Consider the following 25,583-nt stretch of genomic DNA (forward strand, 5'->3'; position numbering starts at 1 on the left):
AGCGCGCTACATACGCGCCGCGTCGGCAAGCGATGGTTAGCCAGGCCACAGGCGATCAGCGAGGGTAGAGCGGCGGTAGGGCACTCTTGTCCTGTTCGACGCTAGGACCAACAGCCGGAGGCAGTGCCTGGATCGCCTGCCACAGGGCGTCGCCTTGCCAGCGCTGCCCGGCTTCGCTGTACAGCGCGCCATTCAAGTCGTCCAGCGCATCGGACAACGGCACGAAGCGGGCGGCCATGTCCGCCAGCGTCTCCGGTTGTTGCCGTGCCCAGGCGTCCAGCGCTTGGCGCGTGGCCTGGGAATCATTGGCCTGGCAGGCGCGGCGCAGGTCGTCGAGCAGGCTGCGCGGGGTCGGCCCGGGTTGCAATGCGCGTTGCACCGCAGGCTGTCGCCGTGCACGTGACCACAGCCCGAAGCCGACGAGGGTGGTGAGGGCAAAGAGTGCGGTGCTCAGCTGCCAAGGCCAAACTGGTTGTTGCATGACCGGCACCGGCGCTACGGCGGATTGCTCCGCAGGCGGTGGCACGAGATTCGGGTTGTCTGCAACAGTCAGGGTGCGTTCGTCCAGGATGGTGCGTTCCAGCCGGTCTTCAACGGTGTTCCACCAGACCACTTCCAGCGCAGGCAGCTGCAGCGTGCCACTGCGCGTGGGAATCAGCGCTTCGCGCTGCTCACGGCTACCGACCAGCCCGGTACCGCTGACTTCGTTTGCGAGGCTTGGTTGGTCCGGATAGCGGCGCAATTCTGCGCTTTGCGCGGAACCGATGGCGGGCAGCTGTGTACTGGTCAAGCCTTCGGCCTTGAGCAACAGGCTGCGGGTGAGCGATTCGCCGGCTTGCGCCTGGTCCGGCTCAGGGCTCCAGGCTTCCACCAGCGTCAGGCTGCGTGCCGGCAGCCAGGGAGCATCAGCGGGATAGTCTGCCGGCTTGGCCTTGACCGTCAGCGGGATGCTCGGCGAGCGGACCTGAGTCGAGCGACCCGAGCGCGAGCCGTATACCGAGTTACTCCCGTTGGTCACGGTAGTGGCGCTGAACAGCTGGGCGGGGATCGTCAGCTCGCCGGATTTCTGCGGAAACAGGGCATAGCGCACTTCGATGACACCATGAAGGATGCCATTGATGGTCTTCTCATAGGTACGTGGCTCACCGAGTCGCTCCACCAGCGCTTCGGGCATCTGCAGCGGCGACAGGGTGCTGTCGTCGTAAAGCGAAACCGAATGGTAGATGCGCAGCGTGAGGATCACCTGGGCCTGCACGTAGATGGTTTCCTGGTTGACGCTGGCGTCAATGAAGATCGGTGCCAACTGGTCGCCTTCGCTGCTTTTCAACGATTCCTGGACCAGCAGGGTAATCGGCTCGCTGCGCCAGTCGCCCAGCTGCAGTGGCGGAATGACCACGTAGCCGGTCTGCTTCGGACGAAGGGTGATCAACCAGCGCGTGATCGCCCGCGCTTCGCCATTGCTGCTCGAAAGCTGGTTGACCTGGCGGGTATCGAAGACTTGAAACAGATCATCCAGCGGCTGCAGGTCGGGCTTGCCGAACACCGCGCCGCCCTGGCTTTCCAGGCTCAGCTCGAAGGTTTCGTCGATGCTCAGCTGGGTGCGGTCCACTCGAGCGAAAAGACCGGCCGCTGCAGCCTGGCCGGCAAGGATGCTGAGCAGAAGAAAGGCCATCAGGCGCATCATCGACTGGTTTCCTGGTGCTTGCGCTGTTCGTAGAGAAATTTTCGCCGCAGCAGCTCGCCGGGGTTATCCGGAATCTGTCGCAGCCATTGTTCCATTGCTTGTTGCCGCTCCTGCTCAGGGAGCGCTTCATGCTGCGCCAGGGCCGTGGCGGCATCCTGTTCTTGCGCATCCGCTGTCGTTTCGCTTACCGAAGGTTGCGCGGCGCCACTGGCCTCCCGGTCTGCTTCGCCTTCGGCGTGGTCGGACGACGGCGAACTGGCCGAGCCTGGCTCCTGCGATTGCTGCGGCTGCGGCTGCGGTTGCGGTTCTTCAGTTTGCTCGTCCTGCTGATCCTGGTCTTGTTCGGATTCGGGCTGTTCCTCACGGCGGCGCAGCAGCTCTTCGACCAGTGCCTTGTTGCGTTGTGCCGGTTGCAGATCAGGCTGGAGATCGAGCGCCTGGTCGTAGGCCTCGATGGCAGCCTCCAAGGCTTCGCTGCGAGCCAGGGCATTGCCACGATTGTAGTGATCGACGGCTGTATTGCCTTCGGCGAACAGCTCCGCGGCGCCGGCATAGTCGCCGGCCTGGTAGCGCGCAGTCGCTCGCCAGCGGGGATCTATGAAGCGCTCCGCCGCCTCGGCGGGGCGCTGTGCCTCGAGCATGCGTTGACCTTGCTGATCGCGCCGCAGCCACAGGTCATCGAATTCGAACGCGTTGGCCGGCTGCGGCTGCAACAGCAGGAGCGGCAGGCAGAACAGCCAGCCGCGACGGCCAGCCAGCGCAGCAAGCAGGAGCAGCGGCACAAGGAGCCAGTGGCCCTGATCCAACCAGGCTTCGAATCGGGTGATCTCGTCGTCGTGCTGCAACGTACCGGCCTCATCGAACAGGCCGAGCGCCGCGAGATCGTCGTCGCCCAGGCGTGCCTGTTGGTAGCGACCGCCCAATTCTGTGGCCAGGCGCTGCAGCCGTGCATTGTCCAGGCGCGGGATCAGGATCGCGCCCTGTGCGTCCTTGAGGAAGCTGCCATTGTCTCCGGCAATGGGTGCGCCCTGTTCGGTGCCGACGCCGAGGATCAGCAGGTTCTCGCCGCGCCCACGCATCAAGGTGCCGATTGCTCTGTGTTCGTGCTCGTCCAGACTGCTGCCGATCAGCAGCAAGCGCCCCCGGCCCAGACCCGTTTGCTCGAGTAGGGCGAGACCCTTGGCGACGGCGAGGTCCGCACGTTGGCCCGGCTCGGGCATCAGGGCCGGATGCAAGGCATCCAGCAAGTTACGGGTGGTCGCCAGATCGTCTGACAGCGGCACCACGGTGTGGGCGCTGCCGGCGAACACCACCACGGCGGTCTGTACGTCCTGTCGCCGCTCCAGCAGATCCAGCAGTTTGCGCTTGGCCTGCTCCAGGCGCGTGGGCGGAACATCGCCAGCGAGCATCGAGGGGGTGAGCTCCAGCAGCACCACCAGCGGATCGCTGCGCTTCACGCTGGGTTGCTCGAAGCGCTGCCAGCTGGGGCCGAGCAGGGCGCTGACGGCCAGCAGCCAGGCAACGCCGAGTACCAGCCAGGGCAAGCGACTATGCCGTAGCCGGCCGCGGGTCAGCAGCGCCGCATGAAAGGCTTCCGGGAGCAAACGCTGCCAGCGGCCGATTTGCAACTGGCGGTGCCAGAGCCGCCACAGCAACCAGATCAGCAGAGGCAGGATGACCAGCCAGTAGGGCCGTAGCAGATAGGGCAGCAGTTCGCTCATCGACGCTGCTCCCGCCGCCATGCCAGGCGCTGCAGCTGAGCGCTCCACAGGCTGGCCGCCACCATCAGCAGACTGATCAGCAGTGCCGCCGACAGCGGCCAGACATAGAGCGCTTCGGCGAGGCGCGCTTGGGTCGGTTGCTGTGCGGCTGGCTCGAGCCGATCCAGGGCGTCGCCGATGGCCTTCAGCTCTGCGCTGGAGGCTGCGCGAAAGTACTCTCCGCCGGTCTGGTCGGCGATGGCGCGAAGTGTGGGCTCGTCCAGGTCCAGGCCCGGATTGAAGCCGAAGCGGCTGAGTACTCCACCTTCTTCCGGAACGGCGCCGATGCCGATGGTGTGGATTCGTATGCCTTCAGCGGCGGCCAACGAGGCCGCCAGCAGCGGCTCGATTTCACCGCCATTGCTTGCGCCATCGGTGATCAACACCAGCACGCGGCTATTCGCTGGTCGGTCCCGCAGGCGTTTCACGGCCAAGCCGATGGCATCGCCGATAGCGGTGTTGCTGCCGGCAATGCCTACCCGCGCCTCGTCCAGCCAGACACGCACCGTGCGGCGGTCGAAGGTCAGTGGTGCCTGTAGATAGGCCTTGCTGCCGAACAGGATCAGGCCGACGCGATCGCCGCGGCGCTGTTCGATGAAGTCGCCGAGCAGCACCTTGACCAGGTCCAGGCGTGTCAGCTCCTCGCCTTGCCATTGCATGTCGGGGTAGTCCATCGAGCCGGAGACGTCCACAGCCAGCAGCAGATCGCGGCCACTGGTGGGCAGGGGCAGCGGTTCACCGAGCCACTGCGGGCGGGCCGCGGCAAACAGCAGCAGCAGCCAGATGGTGAGGTAGGGCAGTTGCTGGCGCCAGGCGGGCAGTGCGATACGGGCGCGACGCCCCGCGAGTTGTTGCAGCTCATCGAGGAAGCTGACCTTCAAGGCGGCTTCGCCACTGTCGGCAGGCGGCAGCAGTGCGCGCAGTAGCCAGGGCAAGGGCAGCAGGGCAAAGATCCAGGGCCAGGCCAGTTCAAACATGCTTGCGAATCCAGATGTCGACGGATTGTTCGAGGCCGTCGATGGCCTTGTCGTCGAGCCGGCACTCGGCTCGATAGGCGCCTTCGACCAGAATCATCCAGCGGGTCAGTCCGGCGGCCGGGCAGCGGCTGTCGAGAAAGGCCAGCCAGGTACGGCCGCTGAGCGTGTGCGGATGGTCGTCGGGATAGCGGATGCGGCAGAGTCGCTTGAGCAAACCGTTGATCTGCTGCAGCCATTGGCTGGCGGGTTGGCCGCCGTAGGGCTTGCTCAGGCGGGACAACTCGATGAGCGCCTCTTGGCGCTGCGGGTCCAATGGCGCCTCGGGCTGGACGCGTGGTTGACGCGTGATCAGACGATGGCGCAGCTGCCACAACGCAGCGAAGACGCCGAATAGCACCAGCCCGAGCAGCCACCAGCCCGGCGCCGGGGGCCACCAGTGGACAGGCTCCGGGTTGATCAGCGGTGCCAACTGGTCGAGCGGGTTCATGGCCGTGTGCTCGGATGCCGGACGCTCAGATGCTCGCGCAGCTGTTCGATCAAGTCATGCTGGGTGTCCAGCGGCATCAGCGGCACCCGCAAACGGTTGGCCAGGCGCTGCCAACGCGCGCTGCGCGCTTCGCCCAGCTCGCGGTAGCGCTGACGCAGCGCGGCGTCGTGGGTATCGAGTTCCAGCCGCGCATTGCCTTCACTGAAGCGCAGCAGGCCGGCGGCGGGCAGGGCGCGATCCAGCGGGTCGAACAGGGGCAACAACAGCAAGTCGACATGGCGCGCCAGCAGGCTGAGCTGTTGTTCTGCGGCATCGGTCAGGGTGCGCTCGTCGCAGAGAATCACCGACAGGCTACCGGGGCGCAGCACTTCTCGTGCCCTGCGTAGCGCCATGCTGAACGCTTCCGGATCGAGTGGGCTTTCCGGGTGCAGTCGGTTGTTGGCCTGCGTGACGCGATCGAGCAGCTGTAGCAGGCTCTGCTTGCTGCGCCGCGGCTTGATCTCCTGCTGCTCGCTGCCGAACACCAAGCCGCCGACCCGGTCGTTGTGGCTGAGCGCCGCCCAGGCGATCAGGCTTGCCGCATGAGCTGCCAACACTGACTTGAACAGACGGCCACTACCAAAGAAAAGGCGCGGGCTCTGTTCGATGACGATGTAGATCGGGCGCTCGCGTTCTTCATGGAAGAGCTTGGTATGGGGCTCCTGGGTGCGCGCGGTGACTCGCCAGTCGATGGTGCGCACATCATCTCCGGCCTGGTAGACACGGACCTGGTCGAAATCCACACCACGCCCGCGCAGCTTGGAATGATGCAGACCCACCAGCGGACTGCGGCGATGGGGCGTGGAGAAAATGGGCACTTCACGCACGCGATGGCGCATATCGATCAGCTCGGCCAGGCTCACCCGGATGCCGGCGGTCTGCTCGCTCGGCTGCCCGCTGCCGGAAGCCTGCGGTTGCATCAGGCCACCGCGACCACGTCGAGAATGCGCTGGATGACGCGGTCCTGGTCGATCCCGGCTGCTTCCGCCTCGAAGGAAAGGATCAGGCGGCGACGCAGCACGTCGAAGAGCATCGCCTGGATATCCTCGGGGCTGACGAAGTCACGCCCGGCCAGCCAGGCATGGGCACGGGCACAGCGGTCCAGCGAGATGGATCCGCGCGGGCTCGCGCCATAGGCGATCCACTCGGCCAGCTCGGCGTCGAACTTCGCCGGAGTACGGGTCGCCATGATCAGCTGCACGAGGTATTCCTCTACGGCGTCGGCCATGTACAGCCCGAGGATGTCCTTGCGTGCGGCGAAGATGGCCTGCTGGCTGACCCGGTGCTCCGGTGCCGCTTCGCCGTTGATGGCTTCGCCCCTGGCCTGCTGAAGAATACGGCGCTCGACCGAGGCGTCAGGGAAGCCAATCTTCACGTGCAGCAGGAAGCGGTCCAGTTGCGCTTCTGGCAGCGGGTAGGTGCCTTCCTGTTCGATCGGGTTCTGCGTTGCCATCACCAGAAACAGCGGTGGAAGGTCGTAGGTGCTGCGTCCGACGCTGACCTGCCGTTCGGCCATCGCCTCGAGGAGTGCCGACTGCACCTTGGCCGGGGCCCGGTTGATCTCGTCAGCAAGCACCAGGTTGTGGAAGATCGGGCCTTGCTGGAAAACGAAGCTGCCGGTTTCCGGACGGTAGATTTCTGTGCCGGTGATGTCCGCTGGCAGCAGGTCGGGCGTGAACTGAATACGATGGAACTCGGCCTCCAGACCCTCGGCGAGCTCTTTGATAGCGCGTGTCTTGGCCAGACCCGGCGCACCCTCGACGAGCATATGGCCGTCGGCGAGCAGGGCGATCAGCAGTCGTTCGATCAGCCGTTCCTGGCCCAGAATCTGGGTGGACAGGAACTGTCGCAGCGCGGTTATCGATTCACGGTGATCCATCGTTTCGCTTCTTCCAGGGTGGGCGGCAGATCGGCTGATGGGGCTGGCGGGGCCGTCAGCAGCTATTGCCTGCTACAGACAGTCGCAGGGGACTGTTGGAGAAGCGCCACTTTACTGCATTAGCCCTCAACTAGACTAACCTTGAACCTTCGTCCTGTGCCGTCAGTCACTACCGACGTGCCTTTCCCCAGCAAGCCAAGCGGAGCCATACATGGCGTTCTTTTCAGCGGCCAGCAAAGCCGACTTTCAGCAGCAATTGCAGACAGCGTTAGCGCAACACGTAGACACGAAAATCCTGCCGCAACTGAATCTGTTCGCCGAACAGTTCTTCGGCATCGTCGCGTTGCCGGAACTCACCGAGCGGCGCATGAGTGACCTGGTTGGTTCGACGCTGGCCAGCTGGCGCCTGCTTGAGCGCTTCGACCCCGCCACGCCGGAAGTGCAGGTGTTCAATCCTGATTTCGAGAAGCATGGCTGGCAGTCGACCCACAGCGTGGTCGAGGTGCTACACCCGGACATGCCGTTCCTGGTCGACTCGGTACGCATGGAGCTGACGCGCCGCGGCTACAGCATCCACACCCTGCAGACCAGCGTGTTGCAGGTTCGCCGCGCCGCCGACGGCAGCTTGCTTGAACTTCTGCCCAAGGACCAGCGCGTCGCCGATAGCCATGCTGAATCGCTGATCTTCGTCGAAATAGATCGCTGCGCCAGCCCGTCTGCGTTGCGCGAATTGGAGCAATCACTGCTCGGCGTGCTGGCCGACGTGCGCCAGGCCGTAGGCGATTTTTCTGCGATGAAGGGCAAGGCCGTCGAGCTACAAGGGCGGTTGGAACGGGTCAATCTGAATATCGACGGCGACGAACTGGACGAAATTCGCGATTTCATGCGCTGGTTGGCCGACGATCACTTCACCTTCCTTGGTTACGAAGAGTTCTCCGTGCTGGAGCAGGCTGACGGCGGACGAATCGTCTACGACGAAAGCTCGCTGCTGGGGTTGTCGCGGTCCATGCGCACCGGGCTTTCGGAGGAAGAGCAGTCGCTCACTGCCCAGTCGGTGAGTTATTTGCGCGAGCCGCTGCTGCTGTCGTTTGCCAAGGCGGCCATGCCCAGCCGGGTGCATCGCCCGGCGTATCCAGACTTCGTGTCGGTGCGTGAATTCGATGACGAGGGGCGCGTGGTGCGCGAGTGCCGCTTCCTCGGTCTGTTCACCTCGTCCGTCTATACCCAGAGTGTGCGACGCATTCCGTTCATTCGCCGCAAGGTGGAGACGGTCGTGCAGCGGGCAAACTTCGGCAACTCCGCCCACTTGGCCAAGGAGCTGGTGCAGGTTCTCGAAGTGCTGCCGCGCGACGAGTTGTTCCAGGCGCCGATTGACGAGCTGTTCGAGAACGCTATCGCCATCGTGCAGATCCAGGAGCGCAATCGACTGCGGCTGTTCCTGCGCTTCGATCCGTACCGGCGCTTCTGCTACTGCCTGGTATACGTACCGCGCGACAGTTACTCGACCGAGACGCGGCTCAAGATCCAACAGGTTCTGCAGGAGCGGCTCGAGGCAAGCGATTGCGAGTTTTCCACTTACTTCTCCGAGTCCGTGCTGACGCGGGTGCAGTTCATCCTGCGCCTCGATCCCAGCAGGGCGGTACAGGTCGATCCAGTACGTCTGGAGCAGGAAGTGCTGCAGGCCTGCCGCACCTGGCAGGACGATTACCAGAGCTTGGTGGTCGAGCGATTCGGTGAGGCCAAGGGCACGCATCTGCTCACCGAGTTTCCCAAGGGCTTCCCGGCCGGTTACCGCGAGCGCTTTTCGCCGCAATCGGCCACCGTCGACATGCAGCATGTGCTCGACCTGAGTGAAGAGCGTCCGCTGGTGATGAGCTTCTATCAGCCGATCACTGCGGAAGAGAATCGCCTCCACTGCAAGCTTTACCACCTGGGCACGCCGCTGCCGTTGTCGGACATTCTGCCGATCATGGAGAATCTCGGACTGCGCGTGCTGGGAGAGTTTCCTTTCCGGCTGCGCGACCGAAACGGCGCTGAATACTGGATCCATGATTTCGCCTTCACTTATGCCGAAGGGCTGGAAATCGACCTCCTGGAGATCAACGAGGCGCTGCAGGATGCGTTCATCCATATCTATGGCGGCTTTGCCGAGAACGATGCGTTCAACCGGTTGGCCCTGACTGCCGGATTGGCCTGGCGGGAAGTGGCGCTGCTGCGAGCCTATGCGCGCTACCTCAAGCAGATTCGCATGGGCTTCGACCTGGGCTACATCGCCAGTGCACTGCTCAATCACACGGACATTGCTCGCGAACTGGTGCGGCTGTTCAAGATGCGCTTCTACTTGGCGCGCAAGTTGGGTGACGAGGATCTGGCTGACAAGCAGCAGCGGCTCGAGCACGCGATTCTGAGTGCGCTGGATGACGTCGCAGTCCTTAACGAGGACCGTATCCTGCGGCGCTATCTGGCGTTGATCCAGGCGACCCTGCGGACCAACTTCTACCAGCCGGATGCTAACGGCCGACCCAAACCGTATTTCAGCTTCAAGTTCGATCCGCGCGCTATCCCCGAAATGCCGCGACCGGCGCCGATGTACGAGATCTTCGTCTATTCGCCGCGGGTCGAAGGTGTGCACCTGCGTGGTGGCAAGGTTGCCCGTGGTGGGCTGCGCTGGTCCGACCGCGAAGAGGACTACCGCACCGAAGTGCTTGGCCTGGTCAAGGCTCAGCAGGTGAAAAATGCGGTGATCGTCCCAGGCGGCGCCAAAGGCGGCTTCGTACCGCGTCGTCTGCCTACCACCGGTTCGCGTGATGACATTCAGGCTGAAGCGATCGCCTGCTATCGGATCTTCATCAGTGGCCTGCTGGACATCACCGACAACCTGCGCGAAGGCCAGGTCGCACCGCCGGCGAACGTACTGCGCTATGACGGCGATGACCCTTACCTTGTGGTTGCTGCGGACAAAGGCACGGCGAGTTTCTCGGATATCGCCAACGGCATCGCTGCCGAGTACGACTTCTGGCTCGGCGACGCGTTTGCCTCAGGCGGCTCGGCAGGTTATGACCACAAGAAAATGGGCATCACCGCTCGCGGCGCCTGGGTTTCCGTGCAGCGCCATTTCCGCGAGCGCGGCATCAATGTGCAGACCGACGTCATCAGTGTGATCGGCATCGGTGACATGGCCGGCGACGTGTTCGGCAACGGCTTGCTGATGTCCGAAACCTTGCAGTTGGTGGCCGCATTCAACCATCTGCACATCTTCATCGACCCGAATCCGGACCCGGCCCGCAGCTTCCTCGAACGCAAGCGACTGTTCGATTTGCCGCGCTCGTCCTGGACCGATTACGACGCGTCTCTGATCTCTGAGGGCGGTGGCATTTTCCCGCGTTCGGCAAAGCGGGTGCATATCACGCCGCAGATGAAGCAGCGCTTCGCCATCGAAGCGGACCAGCTGACGCCTGCCGAGCTGCTGAACGCGCTACTCAAGGCGCCGGTCGATCTGCTTTGGAATGGCGGCATCGGAACCTATGTGAAGAGCAGCAGCGAAAGCCATGCCGAGGTTGGCGACAAGGCCAACGATGCGGTACGGGTCAACGGCGCCGAACTGCGGGCAAAGGTCGTGGGCGAGGGCGGCAATCTCGGTATGACCCAGCTAGGGCGCGTCGAATACGCCTTGCACGACGGCTCGAGCAATACCGACTTCATTGATAACGCCGGCGGGGTTGATTGCTCGGATCATGAGGTGAACATCAAGATCCTGCTCAATGAGGTGGTCAGCGCCGGTGACATGACCGCCAAGCAGCGAAACCAGCTGTTGTTCGAGATGACTGATGATGTTGCCGAACTTGTGCTGCACAACAACTACAAGCAGACCCAGGCGCTGTCCCAGGCACAGCATCGCTCGCGCGAGCGGGCCGCCGAGTACGTGCGGTTGATCAACGCCTTGGAGGCCACGGGACAACTCGACCGTGCACTCGAGTTCCTGCCCTCGGATGAGGCTTTGGCGGATCGCGCTACGATTGGCAAAGGGCTGACTCGTCCAGAGCTTTCCGTACTGATTTCCTACAGCAAGATCGAGCTCAAGAAAGCGCTGCTGGATTCCCGCGTTCCGGACGACGATTACCTCACTCGGGAGATGGACAGTGCGTTCCCGCAACGGCTCGCCGAGCAGTTCCGCGAGGCAATGCTGCAGCACCGCCTCAAGCGCGAAATCGTTGCCACGCAGATTGCCAATGATCTGGTCAATAACATGGGCATCACCTTCGTTCAGCGGTTGAACGAGGCGACCGGCATGAGTGCCGCGAATGTGGCTGGCGCCTATGTGATCGTCCGCGACATCTTCCATCTGCCGCACTGGTTCCGGCAGATCGAGGCGCTCGATCACAAAGTGCCTGCAGAGCTGCAACTGAGCCTGATGGACGAACTCATGCGTCTAGGGCGGCGTGCAACGCGTTGGTTCCTGCGCAACCGTCGCAGCGAGCTGGACGCGGCGCGGGATGTCGCGCACTTCGGTCCGCGTGTCGCCGCTCTTGGGTTGAAGCTCGACGAGCTGTTGCAAGGTTCCACCCGCGACCATTGGCAGGAACGCTATCGGCGTTACACCGAAGCCGGTGTACCCGAGTTGCTCGCGCGTATGGTGGCGGGGACGAACCATCTGTACACGCTGTTGCCGATCCTCGAGGCGGCCGATGAGACCGGTCAGGTTCCCGCGCATGTCGCAGCAGCGTACTTCGCCGTCGGTGGAGCGCTGGAATTGCCCTGGTATCTGCACCAACTGAGCAACATGCCGGTGGCCAATAACTGGCAGGCGCTGGCCCGTGAAGGCTTCCGTGATGACCTGGATTCCCAGCAACGCAGCATTACGGTCTCGGTGTTGCAGATGGAGAACGGCTCGGAGTCGATCAGTGAGCGGGTCGATGCGTGGCTGGCCCAACGGCCGGCACCGCTGGCGCGGTGGCGATCGATGTTGGCGGAGTTGCGTAGTGCGAGCGGTAATGACTACGCGATATACGCTGTCGCTAGCCGGGAGTTGCAGGGGCTGGCGCAATCGGTAGGACATAGCTAACCGCCCGGCCGTCTGGGGTCGATCTGATCCCAGACGGTTAGCCGCGGATCCGAAGTAACGCAGCGCACCGCCCTTGGGCGGTGCGCTGTTTTTATGTTCAGGTCAGAGTTTTTCGAGAGAAATGATCGGAGGCGGGTGATGCTTCAGTCGTGCGCAGGCAGTCCGACCTTGAAGCGTGTGATCTGCGGTAAATCACGCAGGTAACGGATGAGGTCTGGCGCACCCGCTGCCTTCAGGCCCTCACCAATGGCGTTGGCGGTCGGATCGCGCTTCTCCAGCAACAGCAATTCCGAATTGCTGGTATCACGTAACAGGGTCAGGCGGGCATAGGGCACCTGGCTGTCGAGAAGCAATGCCATGAATTCACAGTCGCTCCATGCCTGGGCTGGCATTGTCACCGCGTGATATTCCGCGTCCAGCGCATGAACGCCAGAGCGGTCAAGGCGGTAATCGGTAACATCCGCCGTCAGCATCACTTCCAGGCCGCGTAGGCGGGCATAGGACACGGCACAGGCGAATGCTTCGAGATGGTGTTCCCCGGCCCAGTAAAGCCGCTCGCCGAGCCAACTGGCCTGGCGCACCTCTATCGCTGCTCCCATGTCGAACCCAGGCAAGGCGCTGCCGAGCGCTCGGAGAAAATCCTTGTAGCTGATGATCCGCACCTGTCTGCAGGCGGCGGTCGTGGCGAAGGCCTCGAAGGTCGGGTAGTTCGAGTCGGCTTTGCATTGGCCACCAAAGCCATCGATCTGCCGTAGGTCGAGCTGTGACCGAACGGAATCCTTACTGATCAATCGGGTGAGGGCGGCATGAGCGCGAGCCTTGTCTTCCTGAACCGGGCCAGACAGAGCGCCCCTTGGCAATTCGAGCAGGCGCTGCAGGCAAGGGCCGTCATTCCAGAAAATACTTGGTTCCGGCTCGGGTAAGCGGGAGAAGGGCAGCTGCAAACTGCTGGCGCGCTCCTGGATCGGAAGCGAAGCCTTGGAGCGTAGCCCGAGGCGTTGCGCAAGTCTGGCGATTTGAGATGTCAGTAAAGGCATGGGCTCGGGCAGGCTCATCATGATGCTTGAGCTCTCAGGGCTACGGCCGAAGTGTGGCAGACCTGTGTCATTTGCGCACGGGCTTTGCACCCCTTGCGGGCTGGTCCTGCGTCACAGGCCTGGCCAAAGGTGACGTATCGATGTGGCAATATCGCGGAATAGATCATTGAGGAGCCTCCATGCCAAATCTGCTGCTGGATATCGCATTACCGGCCGAGCGAATGAAAGCGGTATATCAGGGCCATGCGAATCGAGTCCTGATCCGAAGCCGTGAGGGCACGCGAGTCAGCTTGCCGGCGCATCATCTGCGCCCGTTTCTGACCCACGAAGGCATATATGGTTCCTTTGAGCTCGAATTCTCGGAGCAGGGCGAATTGCTGCGCTTGCGACGTCTGAAATAGGGCGATTGTCGACCTCGTCGTGGCGGCGTATTTCCCACCTCGTAAGCGGCCGCTGAAACCCCTTCGGCTGCTATACTCCGCGTCCACATTTACCGAGATTTTAGGCTGCGTATGTATAACCTGGCCCGCCAGCTGTTGTTCAAGTTATCTCCGGAAACTTCCCATGAACTTTCCCTCGAGTTGATTGGCGCCGGTGGCCGTCTCGGGCTCAATGCGATGTTGGGTAAATCACCGGCAAGTCTTCCTGTCCGAGTGATGGGCTTGGACTTTCCCAACCCAGTGGGTCTGGCTGCCGGGTTGGATAAGAACGGCGAGGCCATTCGCGGGATGTCGCAGCTGGGCTTTGGCTTCATCGAGGTGGGAACCGTGACGCCGCGTCCGCAGCCGGGCAACCCCAAGCCGAGGATATTCCGACTGCCCGAGGCCGAGGCGATCATCAATCGCATGGGGTTCAACAATCATGGCGTCGATGCACTGCTGGCGCGCGTCGAAGCTGCAAGGTTCAAGGGTGTGCTCGGTATCAACATCGGCAAGAACTTCGACACGCCGGTCGAGCGTGCCGATGAGGACTACCTGCTGTGCCTGGACAAGGTGTATCACCACGCCAGCTATGTCACGGTGAACGTCAGTTCGCCGAATACGCCGGGCTTGCGCAGTCTCCAGTTCGGCGATTCGCTCAAGAAGTTACTCGACGCGTTGCGCCTGCGCCGTGAGGATCTGGAAATCATGCACGGCAAGCGCGTACCGCTGGCCATCAAGATCGCCCCTGACATGACCGACGAAGAAACGGCGCTGGTGGGCGAGGCCGTTTTCCAGGCGGGGATGGATGCGATCATCGCCACTAACACCACCCTTGGGCGTGAAGGTGTTGCCGGCCTGGCACACGCCGATGAAGCTGGCGGTCTGTCGGGTGCGCCCGTACGGGAGAAAAGCACACACACGGTCAGGGTGCTGGCGCAGACCCTTGGTGGACGACTGCCGATCATTGCGGTAGGCGGTATTACCGAAGGTCGGCATGCGGCAGAGAAGATCGAGGCGGGGGCCAGCTTGGTCCAGTTGTATTCAGGGTTCATCTACAAGGGACCGGCCTTGATCCGCGAGGCGGTGGATGCCATCGCGGCGTTGCGCTCACAAGCGCGCTGAAGTTGCTTTGGGAAGGGGCTCCTGGTGGAGCCCCTGGGCGTCTAGCCCGCCGCCCGGGTAGGGCGTGCTGTATCAGGTCGGAAGGATGGGTGAATCAGCCGACCGCGTGGAGTTCGTTGAGTCTATGCAGACCGGCCGTGCCGGTCAGGCCATCCCAGTTGTCGCCGCGACCCTCCCGCCAGCCGTTGATCCAGGCTTGGCGAACATTGGGATGTGAAAAAGGACAGAGGTCGCGAGATTTGCCATGTATGCCGTGTTGATAACCGCGCAGGAATGCTCGTTCCATCGGATCACGCTTGAGTCTTCTCATTGGGTATTGCCCTCAGTGGTTGACTGGTGTTCCTTGGCCTCATGGCGAGACCGGGCAGATAGACTGCCTATGAAGCGCGCTGCCGGCGTGGCGCGCTTCGCCGACATATTTGCGATGCCGGCCTGAGGTGAGTTCTAACCCAATGCTGAAGGCGCTGGAATGATCGTTTTGTCATAAGTAGGTAACGAATTAATGGTTCTGCCCATAAGCCGGAAACAGAACGGCACCTGAAGTGTACTGCTTCGCCTTTCTGTCAGCGTTTAGACATATTTCGTAGCCGCTTCTTTTATTTTCTCTGCTGGGCTTGTTCCGACGAAAGGGTCGAACGGCGAAGCATCTTTTCTGGAAACACCATGACCGACCGCCATGAATTGATACTGACCTGTCCCAAGGGGCTCGAAGGCCTGCTGCTTGAAGAGGCGACCGCACTCGGATTGGAAGAAGCGCGCGAGCAGACGTCCGCGATTCGAGGATTCGGTGCGCTGGACGTGGCCTACCGGCTCTGTCTGTGGTCACGTCTGGCCAATCGCGTGCTGCTGGTAATACGCCGTTTTCCTACGGTCGATGCCGAGACACTCTATCAGGGCGTCCATGATGTCGACTGGGCTGAACATCTGCAGCCAGTCGGTAGCCTGGCGGTGGAGTTCAGCGGTCGCGGCTCCGGCATCGACAATACCCATTTCGGTGCGCTTAAGGTCAAGGACGCTATCGTTGATCGCCTGCGTACCGCATCGGGCGAGCGACCCAGCATCGACAAGCTCGACCCTGACCTGCGGGTGCATTTGCGCCTAGACAGGGGGCAGGCGGTCCTTTCGCTCGATCTTTCTGGGCACAGCCTTCACCAGCGCGGCTATCGCCTACAGCAGGGCGCGGCACCGCTGAAGGAAAACCTCGCAGCCGCGATTTTGATTCGTGCTGGCTGGCCGCGCATTGCCGCTGCTGGTGGTGCGCTGGCCGACCCCATGTGCGGCGTCGGCACCTTTCTCGTCGAAGGGGCAATGATGGCAGCGGACATCGCACCGAACCTCAAGCGCGAGCGTTGGGGATTCAGTGCCTGGCTCGGACACGTCCCAGCGATCTGGGCCCGTTTGCATGCTGAGGCACTGGCGCGAGCGGAGGTTGGGCTGGCCAAACCACCGTTGTGGATCCGCGGCTATGAGGCCGACCCTCGACTGATTCAGCCGGGGCGCAACAACATCGAGCGCGCCGGCCTGGCCGGCTGGATCAAGGTTTATCAGGGCGACGTCGGCGATTTCGAGCCGCGGCCGGACCAGAACCAGAAGGGCTTGGTCATCTGCAACCCACCATACGGCGAGCGCCTCGGTGACGAGGCGAGCCTGCTTTACCTCTATCAGAATCTCGGCGAGCGTTTGCGTCAGGCCTGCCTGGGTTGGGAAGCGGCGGTGTTCACTGCGTCGCCGGATCTCGGCAAGCGCATGGGCATTCGCAGCCACAAGCAGTATGCGTTCTGGAATGGTGCGCTGCCGTGCAAGCTGCTGTTGATCAAGGTCGATCTGGAGCAGTTCGTCACCGGCCAGCGCACGGCTGCAAACGAGGACAATACGCAACAGCAGGCTCCGGTCGAGCAGGCGCGCCTAAGCGAAGGCGGGCAAATGTTTGCTAATCGCCTGCAGAAGAACCTGCGTCAGCTCGGGAAGTGGGCGCGTCGTGAGGGCATCGAGTGCTATCGGCTGTATGACGCCGATATGCCGGAATACGCGCTGGCAATCGACCTGTACCGCGATTGGGTACACGTTCAGGAATATGCACCACCACGCTCGATTGACCCGGACAAAGCCCAGGTACGTCTGCTCGACGCTTTGGCCGCAATTCCACAGGCGCTGGGTATTCCGCGCGAGAAAGTGGTGGTCAAGCGGCGCGAGCGACAGTCCGGTACGCGCCAGTACGAACGGCAGGCCACTCAGGGCGAGTTCCTTGAGGTAGCTGAAGGCGGCGTCAAGCTGCTGGTCAATCTCACCGATTATCTCGACACCGGGCTGTTTCTCGACCACCGTTCGCTGCGCCTGCGTATTCAACGAGAGGCGGCCGGCAAACGTTTTCTCAACCTGTACTGCTATACCGCTACCGCAACGGTGCACGCCGCGAAGGGTGGTGCTCGCAGCACGACTAGCGTTGACCTGTCGAAAACCTATCTCGACTGGGCGCGACGTAACCTGGCGCTAAATGGGCTGTCGGATCGGCAACGGCTGGAGCAGGGGGATGTAATGGCTTGGCTGGAAGAAGATCGTGACGAGTACGATCTCATCTTCATCGACCCGCCGACCTTCTCCAATTCCAAGCGTATGGAAGGCGTGTTTGACGTGCAGCGTGACCATCTGGCGTTGCTTGATCTGGCTATGGCACGGCTGGCTGCAGGTGGCACTCTGTATTTCTCCAACAACTTCCGCAAGTTCGTGTTGGATGCAAGTTTGAGCGACCGCTATGCCGTGGAGGAAATCACTGCCTCGACGCTGGATGAAGACTTCCGCCGCAATCCTCGAATTCACCGCGCCTGGAAACTGCAGGCTCGGTGATCGTGTTAAGGCAGGCCGCTCGGCCTGCCTTAGTTCGGCTATCAGCGGTGCGCCGTGTTTTCGTTGCGCTGGTTGTACAGGCTTACCAGCACCTGATCGAGAATCGATGAGGCGCCCCAGGGGCGCGGATGGTTGAGGATGGCCACCACCGCCCAGACATTGCCGTCACCGTCGCGGCTGTAGCCGGCTATGGCGCGTACGTTGTTCAGCGTGCCGGTCTTCATATGTGCCTTGCCTGCCACTGGCGTGTTGCGCAGACGCTTGCGCATGGTGCCGTCTACGGCAGCAAGTGGCATCGACGAGATGAACTCGGCGGCGTACGGGCTGCGCCAGGCAGCCTGCAGCAGGTTGCCAAACTCCCTGGCGCTGACGCGCTCCGCGCGCGAAAGCCCAGAGCCATTCTCGATTACCAAGTGTGGGGAAATCAGCCCCTTCTTGGCCAGCCACTGGCGGATTACCCGCTGCGCCGCCTTGGCGTCGTCCGCGTCGGCTTCATTTCGGAACGTTGCGCCCAGGCTCAGGAACAGCTGCTTGGCCATGGTGTTGTTGCTGTATTTGTTGATGTCACGAATGATCTCGGTGAGATCAGGCGAGTAAGCCCTCGCCAGTAGCCGCGCGCTGCTGGGGACCTGTGCTACCCGATCGCGGCCAAGAATACTTCCGCCGAGCTCACCCCAGATCGCACGTACTGCGCCTGCGGCGTAGCGCTCGTGATCCAGCAATGAAAGATAGGTTTGTGCGCTGCAGCCGTCGGCGAGCTTGCCAGTGACCACGACGGTTACGCCATCACCCTCTGCTACAGGGTTGTAGAGCACCTCCGGCCAGCCTGGGCATTTGGCTGCGGGTAGTGCCTGTACGCGGTTGTCGATGCGAACAGTGGCGATGGGAGGCTCCACCGCGATGTTCACCTTGCCGCCATCGTTGCGCACGATGAAACGCAGCGCCTTCAAGTTAACTAGCAGCGAATCCGGCCCGACCAGAAATGGCTTGTTTTGGTCGCCGCCGTCATCGTCGAAAACCGGCAGGTTGGGTTGGACGAAATGGCTGCGGTCCAGCACCAGGTCGCCGGTGACCCTGCTCACGCCATTGGCGCGCAGATCTCGCAGCAGTAGCCAAAGCTTCTCCATGTTCAGCTTCGGGTCGCCGCCACCTTTGAGATAGAGATTGCCGTTGAGGGTGCCATCCACCAGCGGACCGTCCGCATAGAACTCGGTCTTCCACTGATGATTGGGCCCAAGCAGTTCGAGCGCGGCATAGGTGGTAACGAGCTTCATGGTCGAGGCAGGGTTTACCGAAACGTCAGCGTTGACGATGGTAGATGTGGCGTTGCCGGTTAGTGGCAGCATGACCAACGACAATGCTTCGTTGTTGATCTTGTTCGCTTTGAGCGCCTGCTCGACGCGGGTAGGCAGCGTCTGGTTTACACCCGCGGCCAGCGATGGCAAGGCCAAAGGCAAGGAAAGAATGGCGAAACTAATGCCGCGGAGGATGTTCTTCATGCGAGCACCTCTGGGCATACACAAGGGGCTGCTGGCGATGCGATCTGACATACGATTTCCCACTGCTCTAAGGGAACGAATGCGGGCCATTATGCCCGGGAGGTAGAGGCGCGGTGCCTCTATCCGATAAGCGTAGCTGTGGCACATGGGTAACTGCAAAACAAGATACGCGGCCAGGCGCTACGATCGTCTGGTTCACGGTCGGTGATCGCCTTGGCACGGGGTTGCTGTTAGAGTGCGCGCCGTCATCAAGTAGAAAAAGGATCGCTTCAATGGCTACCAATCGTTCGCGCCGCCTGCGCAAGAAACTCTGTGTCGATGAGTTCCAGGAACTGGGCTTCGAGATCAATCTGACCTATCGCGATGGGATTGAAAGCAAGGCCGTAGATGACTTCCTCGAAGCGTTCATCGGTGAAGCGATGGAAGGTAACGAACTCGGCTATATCGGCGGTGAAGACTACGGTTTTGTCTGCCTGGGCCGCCGCGGTTCGGTCAGCGAGGAGCAGCGCGCGACAGTCGATGCCTGGCTCAAAGGTCGCAGCGAATTGGCTGAGTACAGCGTCAGCCCGCTGATGGATGTGTGGTATCCGGAAAACCCGATCAGGGCTGAGAAGTAGTCTGCTCTTCTGATCGTTGCGCTGCGAGCTGGGCCTTCCTGCGCGAACGCCTGGCCAGCAGCACATGTAGCAGATGCATCAGCGTTGCTACCAGCAGCGCGACGCCTACGCCGATAGCGGCGTTTATGAGGCGAATCTGTGGCAGATTCCAATCCTGCGCCAGCGTCTCTGCCAGTAGCAGGAATAGCAGAGTAGTCTGCAGCACGAACAGCCCGTAGTGGTTCGCCTGGAAGGCCCTTCCCAGCACCACCAGCGGGAGCAGAATCATCACCATCAGCGGTGGATCGGCTAGGCCATGGCCGATGTAGATCAGAATTGCCGCCGCAGCCAATATCCCCAGACTCGCTTGCAGCGCCCGCACCAGGCTCCGCTCCAGATCCATCTGCAGCGTGGTGAACACTGCCAGCGTCAGCCAGTAGCCTCTCGGCAAGTCCGCCATGTTAACGATCACGCCACCCAATGCACCGGCTAAGGTGTAGCTCAGCGCATGCACGCGCCATTGGCGGATCGGCGTGCGTCGCGCATGCCGGCGTAGCACCCGCAGAATGCTCATTAGCCTGGGCATGTAGGGCCACATGCGCAGCCCATGCATCCCGCGCATGCCGAACGCCAACAATGTCACCCAGAGCCCGCCAAGCGCAAAGAGCACAGCGATCGCATAAGGATTATTGAACTCGCCGATACCATATTGCCCCTGGCCCAGACACAGGCAGATAGCGAGCCCAATACCGAGCTTTCCCGCTTCGCTGCCATAGCGCTGCAGCCAGGCCAGTAGCAAGCCGTAGAAAGCGAACAAACCAAGACTGATCAGTGGGTGAGTCGCGGACCAGAAGCCGAGCCCGGCACTCCCGGCGCCTAACGCGATGAGTAGTAGCATGCGCAACATGCCGAACCGGTGAAGGGGGTTGGCCTTGGCCGCCTGAAACGCGCCGACAGTTGCCCAAAGGAAGCCTGGATGACCGCTGAACAGGCCGAGCAGCAGGGGTAGGGCGCAACCGAAGCCGGCAACCATGGCTGCACCCCAAGCTGGCCGGCCGGGGTTCCAGTGAATGCTCTGTCGTAACAGGCGCTTCATGCCAGTCAGACCGGGCTGGAGCGGCCGGTCATCTCGCCGGCCATTTCCGTGGCGTAACTGTCGGTCATGCCTGCGATGAAGTCGATCATGCGCAAGTACGACTGATAGAGCGGCAGATCGGGAGATGGGGCGCTACGGCCTAGCAGATCGAGGATTCGTTGATTCTTGAACGAAGGAGTGCCGCCATGATGCTGCTCCAGCGCTGCACCGCAAAACGCGTTGAGCAGTATCTCCAACGTTGTGTAAGCGCCAATCTCATGCAGCGTTTTACGCTTGTCCTGGAAGATCTTCTGCCGGGCCATTGCCTTTGCCTGCAATACGCATTCTTTCGCCTGGCCATGCATGTGCTCGACCAGATCGCCATGCAGATCACCGCGGAGCAAGGCGCCCTGCTGCTCGACGAACGCGCCGGCTGCTGCATTGGTCAGGTGTTCGATTGCCTTGCCGCGCAGAATCGCCAACTTGCGTCGCCTGGAATCGCGAGGACCGAGTTGGCGATAGGTTTCCGGAATGTCATCGCCAACCAGCGCCAGCAACAACGCTTCGACTTCCGAATATTCCAGCAGCTCCATCTCAAGGCCGTCTTCGAGATCGATCAGGCCATAGCAGATGTCATCTGCCGCTTCCATGAGGTAAACGAGGGGATGGCGCGCCCAGCGCTGCTCTGCAACCTGCGGCAGGTTCAGCTTCTGCGCAATCTGCTCGAGCAGCTGTTGCTCGTTCTGGTAGGAGCCGAATTTGTGCTTCTTGTACCCCAGTGCCTCTGCGTGGCGAGAGGTCCAGGGATACTTCAGGTAAGTGCCGAGCGTGGCATAGGTCAGCCGTGTTCCACCGTCGAACTGGTGATACTCCAGTTGCGTGAGGACGCGAAAACCCTGGGCGTTGCCTTCGAAATTGAGAAAGTCGGCGCGCTGTGCGTCGCTCATGTCGTCGAGCCATCCGCGCCCTGCGGCCTGTTGGAACCAGCAGCGAATCGCATCCTCACCGGAATGCCCGAAGGGCGGGTTGCCGATGTCGTGGGCCAGGCATGCCGACTGCACGATCATGCCAAGGTCGGCTGGGCTGCACCATTCAGGCAGGTCGTCGCGCAATACTTCGCCGACACGCATGCCTAGAGATCGTCCTACGCAGCTCACTTCTAGCGAGTGTGTCAGGCGAGTGTGAATATGATCGTTGCTGGAAACCGGATGGACCTGCGTCTTGCGCCCGAGCCGGCGGAAGGCTCCGGAGAAGATGATGCGATCATGGTCCTTGTGAAAAGGGCTGCGGCCCAACTCGTCATTGCTATGGGCCGACTTGCCGAGTCGTTCGCGGGTAAGCAGTGTGTGCCAGTCCAAGGACCATCTCCATATTGCCATTAGCGGGCTGGTGCAAAGCTACCATAACTGCTGGATGCAGATCGGCTAACGTGTCAGAGGTGAAGCATGATTGCACAGCACGACTCGCCTCGGCCCTGCGGCAACCTGCGGCAAGGTGAGTCGTGTTCACGAGGTTGGGGCGATGAGTGCGCGTTACCTGTTTCGCAGCTTTTGCTGACCCTTGATCAGCGGGTAGAGGGTCAGCGCCACACGAGCCAGTTTGCCCATCCTCCCCAATCGGCGACCGAACAGCGCAAGCATCACCGTGGCCGCCATCATCATCGGGCCTCTACCTGAGGATGATTCAGTTGATGAGCGGCGTGACGTGACGAAATTCTTCACCTGTTGCAATGGATGAGAAATCGGTTGTGCGTGGTAGAGCATCTGCTGGCGATGCATCTCCATCCGCAAGCGCACCAGGTCTTTGCGCATACTCAATTCATTCGACGTGCTTAGCGGTCGGCTCATGGCAATAGGCGCTCCCGGTTACGCTCCAGTTCTTCAAGAGTGGCCTGGAATGGCGCGGCGCACTGTTTGGCAAGCGAGATGGCACGGCTGATACATACGACCATGACAACTGCGTAAACGGCGCACAACGTCAGGATTGCAGCGATCCGGTGAGTCTCCCAGAATGCGATGACAATCGCCGCTGAAAGACCAACCAGAATCAAAAGACCTAGAATCAGGCTGACCCCGGCCAGTAGAAATAGCCGAAATGTACGGGCTTTCTCTTCCTGGACCTCTATGCCAACCAGCTCCAGATGTCCCTGTAGCAGACCGACGAATGCGCCGCCCAGCTTTTTCAGCGATGGCTTAGGGGCCTCGGCGCCGGGCTTCGCTTCCATTGGTGTCTCTCCCATTTATCGACGTGTAATCAGACCGAGCAGAAAGCCAACGCCGGCGGCGATACCGATCGACTGCCATGGATGGGTGTGCACGTATTCCTCAGTGCACTGAATGGCCGCCTGGCTCTGTTCACGCATCGAGCCCTCGCGCTCCTTCAGCATCTCCCGAGCCTTAGCGATATTCGCATTGATCTTGCCGCGCAGCTCTTCGGTCTGCCCGCCGGCGGTTTCCTGGGTGTGCTTGAGCAGTCGCTCAGTGTCGCCGATCAGAGTATGAAACTCCTCGATCAAGGCATTCTGTGCAGCCTGCAAGTTACGGCGATGGGCCGACGTATCGATCAGGGGGCGGGTGCTCCCAGCAGGACCCTCAGGGATAGGGGTGTTGTCGCTGGTGCCGAAGGTGGATTCGGTAGACATTCGCAGCTCCTTCTTGAATCTCGCGGGGACGGGACGTCCCGTTGCCTTAAGTTTCGAGCGTGGAGTTGTTGTAAAGGTTCCCCGCTTCGTTAGTCTAGCCGAGAGCGTGTATGACATGGCTCTACCATAGAGAATTCTCCTCTGCTAGACGGCAAGCCTCGTAACTACGAGCAAAAGAAAACCCGCCTAAAGCGGGTTTTCTTTCTACTGCACCGTTTTCAACCGCTATTACATCAGCGGAATGGTGTAACTAACGATCAGACGATTCTCGTCGATGTCGTTGCCGTAGTTATTACGGGCAGTGGCGTTACGCCATTTCAGGTTCAGGTTCTTCAGCGCACCTTCTTGGAAGGTGTAGCCAATGTCCATGTCGCGTTCCCACTCTTTGCCTTCGGTGCCGTTAGCGCGCTCGAAGTTATCGCCGGTGATATAACGAGTCATGAAGGTTAGACCCGGGATACCAATGGAGGCAAAGTTGAAGTCGTAGCGAGCCTGCCATGACTTCTCGTCAGCGTTGGCGAAATCGTTGATCTGAACGTAGTTAACCAGGAACGGATCGGTAGCGCCGCCAACATAAGCGAAGCCGGTATCGCCGCTCATTTTCTGGTAGCCAAGGCCGAAGCTATGGCCGCTAAGCGAGTAAGTCACCATGGCGCCAAGCGCTTTGTTGTCTACGTTAGAGCTGCCGTCATCCTTCGAACGCGAGTAACGCAGGTCGGTTTTGAGGGACTGGCCATCAGCGATTGGCAGCACATGTACGAGGTTGTACGTGTGCTGCTTATAGAGGTCTTCCAGATTGCTGTAGTAGTAAGTAGCAGTCAGGTCCTTGGAGACTTGATAGCTGCCGCCGAGGAAGCGGAAGTCGTCGGACTGATTGTTTGCTGCGCCACCCTCAATACTGATACCGCGGCGGCCCCCGGTATTCAGCGCCATTACCTGGTTGTTGGTGGAGTCGCGATGGTTGATACGGTTCGCATAGCCTGCGTCCAGAGTCAGCCCTTTAATCTCTTTAGAGATGATCTGGGCGCCCTGCATGGTTTGCGGCAGCAGACGGCTGTCGCTGGTGCCAATGGCAGGGTTCTTGAACTGCAGAGTGCCAACTTTGAGAATAGTCTCGGAAACCTTGGCTTTGCCGGTCAGGCCAAACGACGACCAATCTCCCGGAGCCTCATTGCCGTAGGAGCTAGGCATCAAGCCACTACCAGCAGTGTCTTCACTGGAATATAGCTTGACACCCTGCAGCGCTAGAGCGTCAACCCCGAACCCAACTGTGCCCTCGGTATATCCAGACTCTACGCGAAGCAGGAAGCCTTGGCCCCACTCTTCAGCCTTGGATTGGCCACTAGCACCGCCTTCTTGACGGAAATCACGGTTGAAATAGAAGTTACGGAGTTCCAGGCCAGCCTTGGTGTCATCAATGAAGGCGGCTTGAGCCATGGTGGGGATAGCCAGTGTTGCTCCCAGAGTGGCGAGGGCCACGCCCCGGGCGATGGGGGTCTTGAGCATTTCTTATTTCTCCTCGTTGGATGATGCTCTGAAGTCGCTCTTTACGGCGCCATGCAATAAAACATTACAGAGGTTTTTCAACCTTTAGACTTTAGTCGCCAAGCCCCGCAAGTCAACGTGCTAGACGGTCGCAGCCCTGATGGCCAACTCAAATGACGGTCGGTCTGCTTCGTATATCGCGCGTTGCATAGGTCTGGCGGTTAAATACTAAGGGCATTTGCCGGGCAATCTGTGTTGCCGCGGGTGGCAGCATCCTAGCGTTTTGCTCGGTCAGAGTCGAATGGCGTGACAATAAACGCCAGGCGAGTGGGGGCGGTTTCACATTTTCGAGGTCGGATAACCTGCTTTTGGCCCGTTGAAGTCAGTGGCGAATTAGGCTGCTCTTGCTAGTATCTCCGCACGGAAATTGCGAGGGCTTCGGATGTCGCCTGAATGTCAACTCTTCGGTACCTTGGGCTGCCATCTTTGTGAGCAGGCCGAGGAAGTGCTCATGCCATTAGTCGAACACGGCCTGCTAGTCGAGCTAATCGATATTGCCGAGCGTTCCGAGTGGGTCGAGGATTACGGCTTGCGCATACCAGTGCTTCGTCGCGTTGATACCGGCGCTGAATTGGATTGGCCATTCGAGGCGCAACAAGTGGTGAGTTTTCTACAAAGTGCGACGCGATGATGCATGGAACAGGCATAAAAAAACCGGCTAATTAGCCGGTTTTTTTGTTCAGCTCGTTCAGCTAGCTGAACGAAGGGATATGGTCGGAGCGACTGGATTCGAACCAGCGACCTTCTCGTCCCGAACGAGACGCGCTACCAAGCTGCGCTACGCTCCGAAGATGGCGCGCATTCTACAGAAAAAGTTTTGCTACACAAGGCGTTAGGCGGGGAATTTTTTGGAGCGTGCCTGAGGATTTGTGCAAGGTGCCCTGGCAAGAGCTGCTCGGGCACGCAGGGAGGGA

21 protein-coding genes and 1 tRNA gene are annotated in these 25,583 nt (G+C 61.0%); 6 read left to right on the top strand and 16 right to left on the bottom strand.

The genetic code is table 11. The annotated features are described in order from the left end of the window. Positions 1 to 55 precede the first annotated feature (55 nt). Genes SM130_RS09155 through SM130_RS09180 form a run of 6 tightly spaced genes read right to left on the bottom strand, consistent with a single transcriptional unit; the run spans position 56 to position 6,826 of the window. Positions 56 to 1,684, bottom strand: a complete 1,629-nt coding sequence (locus SM130_RS09155) for a BatD family protein (RefSeq protein WP_102823782.1) — start codon at positions 1,682 to 1,684, stop codon at positions 56 to 58. After that, positions 1,681 to 3,405, bottom strand: coding sequence for a VWA domain-containing protein (locus tag SM130_RS09160; RefSeq protein WP_102823783.1), 1,725 nt, complete (start codon positions 3,403 to 3,405; stop codon positions 1,681 to 1,683). Before SM130_RS09160 ends, SM130_RS09155 begins: the two co-directional genes overlap by 4 nt. Then, positions 3,402 to 4,421, bottom strand: a complete 1,020-nt coding sequence (locus SM130_RS09165; protein ID WP_102823784.1) for a VWA domain-containing protein — start codon at positions 4,419 to 4,421, stop codon at positions 3,402 to 3,404. The genes SM130_RS09160 and SM130_RS09165 overlap by 4 nt, the downstream gene beginning before the upstream one ends. After that, positions 4,414 to 4,908 (bottom strand): DUF4381 domain-containing protein, encoded by a 495-nt coding sequence (locus SM130_RS09170; protein WP_102823785.1) that lies wholly within the window; start codon positions 4,906 to 4,908, stop codon positions 4,414 to 4,416. The genes SM130_RS09165 and SM130_RS09170 overlap by 8 nt, the downstream gene beginning before the upstream one ends. Further along, positions 4,905 to 5,867, bottom strand: a complete 963-nt coding sequence (locus SM130_RS09175) for a DUF58 domain-containing protein (RefSeq protein ID WP_102823786.1) — start codon at positions 5,865 to 5,867, stop codon at positions 4,905 to 4,907. The genes SM130_RS09170 and SM130_RS09175 overlap by 4 nt, the downstream gene beginning before the upstream one ends. After that, the gene (locus tag SM130_RS09180; protein WP_102823787.1) at positions 5,867 to 6,826 is read right to left on the bottom strand and encodes an AAA family ATPase; all 960 of its coding nucleotides are present in this window, start codon (positions 6,824 to 6,826) and stop codon (positions 5,867 to 5,869) included. The genes SM130_RS09175 and SM130_RS09180 overlap by 1 nt, the downstream gene beginning before the upstream one ends. Before the next feature lie 211 nt (positions 6,827 to 7,037). Here SM130_RS09180 and SM130_RS09185 point away from each other — a divergent pair, with 211 nt between their 5' ends. Next, positions 7,038 to 11,888: an NAD-glutamate dehydrogenase gene (locus tag SM130_RS09185; RefSeq protein WP_102823788.1), complete on the top strand. Its 4,851-nt coding sequence runs from the start codon at positions 7,038 to 7,040 to the stop codon at positions 11,886 to 11,888. A 143-nt stretch (positions 11,889 to 12,031) separates the two neighbouring features. Here SM130_RS09185 and SM130_RS09190 read toward each other — a convergent pair whose 3' ends face one another. Beyond that, positions 12,032 to 12,946: a DUF6685 family protein gene (locus SM130_RS09190; protein ID WP_102823789.1), complete on the bottom strand. Its 915-nt coding sequence runs from the start codon at positions 12,944 to 12,946 to the stop codon at positions 12,032 to 12,034. Between the two features lie 158 nt (positions 12,947 to 13,104). Here SM130_RS09190 and SM130_RS09195 point away from each other — a divergent pair, with 158 nt between their 5' ends. Together SM130_RS09195 and SM130_RS09200 are read left to right on the top strand one after the other, a co-directional pair. Next, entirely contained in the window at positions 13,105 to 13,326 is a 222-nt protein-coding gene (locus tag SM130_RS09195) for a DUF2835 domain-containing protein (protein ID WP_102823790.1), read from the top strand. A 111-nt stretch (positions 13,327 to 13,437) separates the two neighbouring features. Continuing rightward, a complete protein-coding gene (locus SM130_RS09200) occupies positions 13,438 to 14,469 on the top strand; it encodes a quinone-dependent dihydroorotate dehydrogenase (protein WP_102823791.1) in 1,032 nt (343 codons plus the stop codon). A 94-nt stretch (positions 14,470 to 14,563) separates the two neighbouring features. Here SM130_RS09200 and rmf read toward each other — a convergent pair whose 3' ends face one another. Beyond that, the gene (gene rmf, locus SM130_RS09205) at positions 14,564 to 14,779 is read right to left on the bottom strand and encodes a ribosome modulation factor (protein ID WP_003280740.1); all 216 of its coding nucleotides are present in this window, start codon (positions 14,777 to 14,779) and stop codon (positions 14,564 to 14,566) included. Between the two features lie 353 nt (positions 14,780 to 15,132). Here rmf and rlmKL point away from each other — a divergent pair, with 353 nt between their 5' ends. Beyond that, on the top strand, positions 15,133 to 17,313 hold the full coding sequence (gene rlmKL / locus SM130_RS09210; RefSeq protein WP_102823792.1) for a bifunctional 23S rRNA (guanine(2069)-N(7))-methyltransferase RlmK/23S rRNA (guanine(2445)-N(2))-methyltransferase RlmL: 2,181 nt from the start codon (positions 15,133 to 15,135) through the stop codon (positions 17,311 to 17,313). A gap of 41 nt (positions 17,314 to 17,354) precedes the next feature. Here the strand turns inward: rlmKL and dacB are convergent, their stop codons facing one another. Continuing rightward, positions 17,355 to 18,812 (bottom strand): D-alanyl-D-alanine carboxypeptidase/D-alanyl-D-alanine endopeptidase, encoded by a 1,458-nt coding sequence (gene dacB, locus SM130_RS09215; protein WP_102823793.1) that lies wholly within the window; start codon positions 18,810 to 18,812, stop codon positions 17,355 to 17,357. Between the two features lie 272 nt (positions 18,813 to 19,084). Here dacB and SM130_RS09220 point away from each other — a divergent pair, with 272 nt between their 5' ends. Beyond that, positions 19,085 to 19,429, top strand: coding sequence for a 50S ribosome-binding protein YggL (locus SM130_RS09220; RefSeq protein ID WP_102823794.1), 345 nt, complete (start codon positions 19,085 to 19,087; stop codon positions 19,427 to 19,429). On the opposite strand, the gene SM130_RS09225 is transcribed toward SM130_RS09220, so the two are convergent. The 6 genes from SM130_RS09225 to SM130_RS09250 form a co-directional block, all read right to left on the bottom strand. Then, entirely contained in the window at positions 19,413 to 20,504 is a 1,092-nt protein-coding gene (locus tag SM130_RS09225; protein ID WP_102823795.1) for an FUSC family protein, read from the bottom strand. The genes SM130_RS09220 and SM130_RS09225 overlap by 17 nt on opposite strands. Positions 20,505 to 20,509: 5 nt before the next feature. Continuing rightward, a complete protein-coding gene (locus tag SM130_RS09230; RefSeq protein ID WP_102823796.1) occupies positions 20,510 to 21,841 on the bottom strand; it encodes a deoxyguanosinetriphosphate triphosphohydrolase in 1,332 nt (443 codons plus the stop codon). Between the two features lie 174 nt (positions 21,842 to 22,015). Next, the gene (locus tag SM130_RS09235; protein ID WP_102823797.1) at positions 22,016 to 22,330 is read right to left on the bottom strand and encodes a hypothetical protein; all 315 of its coding nucleotides are present in this window, start codon (positions 22,328 to 22,330) and stop codon (positions 22,016 to 22,018) included. Continuing rightward, positions 22,327 to 22,707 carry a phage holin family protein gene (locus SM130_RS09240; RefSeq protein ID WP_102823798.1) on the bottom strand — a complete coding sequence of 127 codons (381 nt, stop codon included), beginning with the start codon at positions 22,705 to 22,707 and terminating at the stop codon, positions 22,327 to 22,329. The genes SM130_RS09235 and SM130_RS09240 overlap by 4 nt, the downstream gene beginning before the upstream one ends. 15 nt (positions 22,708 to 22,722) lie before the next feature. Beyond that, on the bottom strand, positions 22,723 to 23,124 hold the full coding sequence (locus SM130_RS09245; protein WP_102823799.1) for a DUF883 family protein: 402 nt from the start codon (positions 23,122 to 23,124) through the stop codon (positions 22,723 to 22,725). Positions 23,125 to 23,352: 228 nt separating this feature from the next. After that, positions 23,353 to 24,630, bottom strand: coding sequence for an OprD family porin (locus tag SM130_RS09250; protein WP_102823800.1), 1,278 nt, complete (start codon positions 24,628 to 24,630; stop codon positions 23,353 to 23,355). A 421-nt stretch (positions 24,631 to 25,051) separates the two neighbouring features. On the opposite strand from SM130_RS09250, the gene SM130_RS09255 reads away from it, so the two are divergent. After that, the gene (locus tag SM130_RS09255) at positions 25,052 to 25,300 is read left to right on the top strand and encodes a glutaredoxin family protein (RefSeq protein ID WP_102823801.1); all 249 of its coding nucleotides are present in this window, start codon (positions 25,052 to 25,054) and stop codon (positions 25,298 to 25,300) included. A gap of 80 nt (positions 25,301 to 25,380) precedes the next feature. Here SM130_RS09255 and SM130_RS09260 read toward each other — a convergent pair. Next, positions 25,381 to 25,457: transfer RNA gene (locus SM130_RS09260), tRNA-Pro, on the bottom strand. Positions 25,458 to 25,583: the final 126 nt, after the last annotated feature.

The organism is Stutzerimonas stutzeri, assembly GCF_038561965.1.
In the GTDB taxonomy this organism is placed as follows: domain Bacteria; phylum Pseudomonadota; class Gammaproteobacteria; order Pseudomonadales; family Pseudomonadaceae; genus Stutzerimonas; species Stutzerimonas stutzeri_AA.